The organism is Cupriavidus sp. CPT47-8839-RL05A (genome assembly GCF_058792255.1).
The window spans coordinates 1-2,394 of the sequence record NZ_JBYTEG010000044.1 but is presented as its reverse complement, the minus strand read 5'-3'; the positions used below and the strand labels follow the sequence as shown (position 1 = coordinate 2,394).

Below are 2,394 nucleotides of genomic sequence, written 5' to 3'. Positions count from 1 at the left end.
TGGAACGAACGGATCACGCCGCGCCGCGCGATCTGCGCGGGCTTTTCACGGGTGATGTCGATGCCGTTGAAAAGGATGGTGCCGGTGGTCGGCTCCAGGAACTTGGTGAGCAGGTTGAAGCAAGTCGTCTTGCCGGCGCCGTTGGGGCCGATCAACGCATGGATCGACCCGCGGCGCACCTGCAGGTTGACGTCGCTCACCGCCGTGAACCCCTTGAACTCCTTGGTGAGGTTCCGCGTTTCCAGGATGGTTTCCAGCTGGTTCATGTCTCCTGCCCGCCCTCTTGCTGAACTGCCGGGGTGATGCCCGGCACTGACAATGGTCCGAACCGGCCTTGTAGGCCCTTGCTGCCGCTTGTTCCGCCAGGCTGGCCATGGTTGCGGCCCTGCTGCGGCTTTCTGTTTTGGTGCGGGGCGGCTCCCGCGCAGGTTGCGGCGATGGCTTCGATGTGCTGCCGACGCACCCTGTGAGGCGTCTATTGTGTGCGCCTGTTGCATCGCAAAACATCGGGGTTTGCACTATGAAACATGAACCAAGTGTCAGTTTTTTTGCAAGCGCACATGAGCAGGCTGCGCCACTCGGTCACGGCCCCGCCCGCGATCGAGTGGCGCGCTCATGTCAGGCGCCTGCAGCGGCTGCCGCCGGCGCCGGTTGCACCACGACTTCCGCCGCCGCCCGGCCCTGCCGGCGGTCTTCGCGGATCAGGTCGCTCGCGCGCTCGGCGATCATGATGGTCGGCGAATTGGTGTTGCCCGACGTGATCAGCGGCATCACCGAGGCATCGACCACGCGCAGGCCGTCGATGCCCAGCACGCGCAGGCGATGGTCGACCACGGCCATCGGGTCGTCGGCGCGGCCCATCTTGCAGGTGCCCACCGGATGGAAGATGGTGGTGCCGATATTGCCGGCCGCTTCGGCCAGTTGTTCGTCGGTCTGGAATGCCGCACCCGGCAGCCATTCCTCGGGCTGGAACGGCGCCAGCGCCGGCGATGCCACGATGCGGCGCGTGAGCCGGATGGAGTCGGCCGCGACCTTCCGATCCTCGTCGGTCGCCAGGTAGTTCGGCGCGATCACCGGCGCCTGGCGGAAATCCGCGCTGCCGACATGGACGCTGCCGCGCGAGGTCGGCCGCAGGTTGCAGGCACTCGCGGTAAAGGCATTGAACGCATGCAGCGGGTCGCCGAACTTGTCCAGCGACAAGGGCTGCACGTGGTACTCCACGTTCGGCCGCGCCTGCGCCGGGTCCGAGCGCGCAAAGGCGCCCAGCTGCGACGGCGCCATGCTCATCGGCCCGCTCTGGTTGAAGGCGTACTGCACGCCGATGCAGAACTTTCCCCACAGGCTCGCGGCGCGCGTGTTGAGCGTGCGCACGCCGCTGACCTTCACCACCGAGCGCAGCTGCAGGTGGTCCTGCAGGTTCTCGCCCACGCCGGCGAGCGCATGGCGCACCGGGATACCCAGCGCCTGCAGGCGCTCGGCCTGGCCGATGCCCGACAGCTCCAGCAGCTGCGGCGTATTGACCGCGCCCGCGGCCAGGATCACTTCCTGCGTGGCCGCCACCGTGTGCGGACGGCCGCCGCCGATATAGTTCACGCCGGTGCAGCGGCGCCCGTCGAAGGTCAGCCCGCTCACCTGCGCCCCGGTGACAATGGTCAGGTTGGGACGCTCCGACGCACGCCGCAGGAAGGCCTTGGCCGTGTTCCAGCGGATGCCGCGGCGCTGGTTCACTTCGAAATAGCCGACGCCGAAGTTGTCGCCGCGGTTGAAATCCTCCGTGCGCGGAATCCCCGCCTCTTCGGCGGCATCGGCAAAGCGCTCCAGGATGTCCCAGCGCAGGCGCTGCCCTTCCACGCGCCATTCGCCGCCCGCGCCATGGAATTCGCTCGGGCCGCGGTGATGGTCCTCGCTGCGCTTGAACAGCGGCAGCACATTGTCCCAGCGCCAGCCATCGTCGCCGGTGAGCCGCGCCCACTCGTCATAATCCTCGCGCTGGCCGCGCATATAGATCATGCCGTTGATCGACGAGCAACCGCCCAGCACGCGCCCGCGCGGATAGCCCAGCGAGCGGCCGTTCAGCCCGGCCTCGGCCTCGGTGCGATAGAGCCAGTCGGTGCGCGGGTTGCCGATGCAGTACAGGTAGCCCACCGGGATATGGATCCAGTGGTAGTCGTCCTTGCCGCCGGCCTCCAGCAGCAGCACGCTGACGTCCGCATCCTGTGTCAGGCGGTTCGCCAGGACACAGCCGGCCGAACCGGCCCCCACGATGATGTAGTCGAATGTCTCTGTCGCTGTTCTCGTCATCATCGTTGCCGCTTATTTCGCCACCGGCATGGTGAACTCAGCGCCCTTGGCGATCGAATCCGGCCAGCGCTGCATCACGCTCTTGTAGCGCGT

2 protein-coding genes are annotated in these 2,394 nt (G+C 67.1%); both read right to left on the bottom strand.

Annotated elements, in window-relative coordinates:
• On the bottom strand, window positions 1–266 hold a 266-nt coding region (locus AC3WVS_RS31190), incomplete at its 3' end, for an ATP-binding cassette domain-containing protein (RefSeq protein ID WP_492321726.1).
• Between the two features lie 352 nt (window positions 267–618).
• Window positions 619–2,301, bottom strand: coding sequence for a GMC family oxidoreductase (locus AC3WVS_RS31185; RefSeq protein WP_492321727.1), 1,683 nt, complete (start codon window positions 2,299–2,301; stop codon window positions 619–621).
• Window positions 2,302–2,394 lie beyond the last annotated feature (93 nt).

Excerpts from the sequence above, each read along its gene's own strand:
- AC3WVS_RS31185 (WP_492321727.1), bottom strand. The coding sequence starts at position 2,301 with ATGACGAGAACAGCGACAGAGACATTCGACTACATCATCGTGGGGGCC.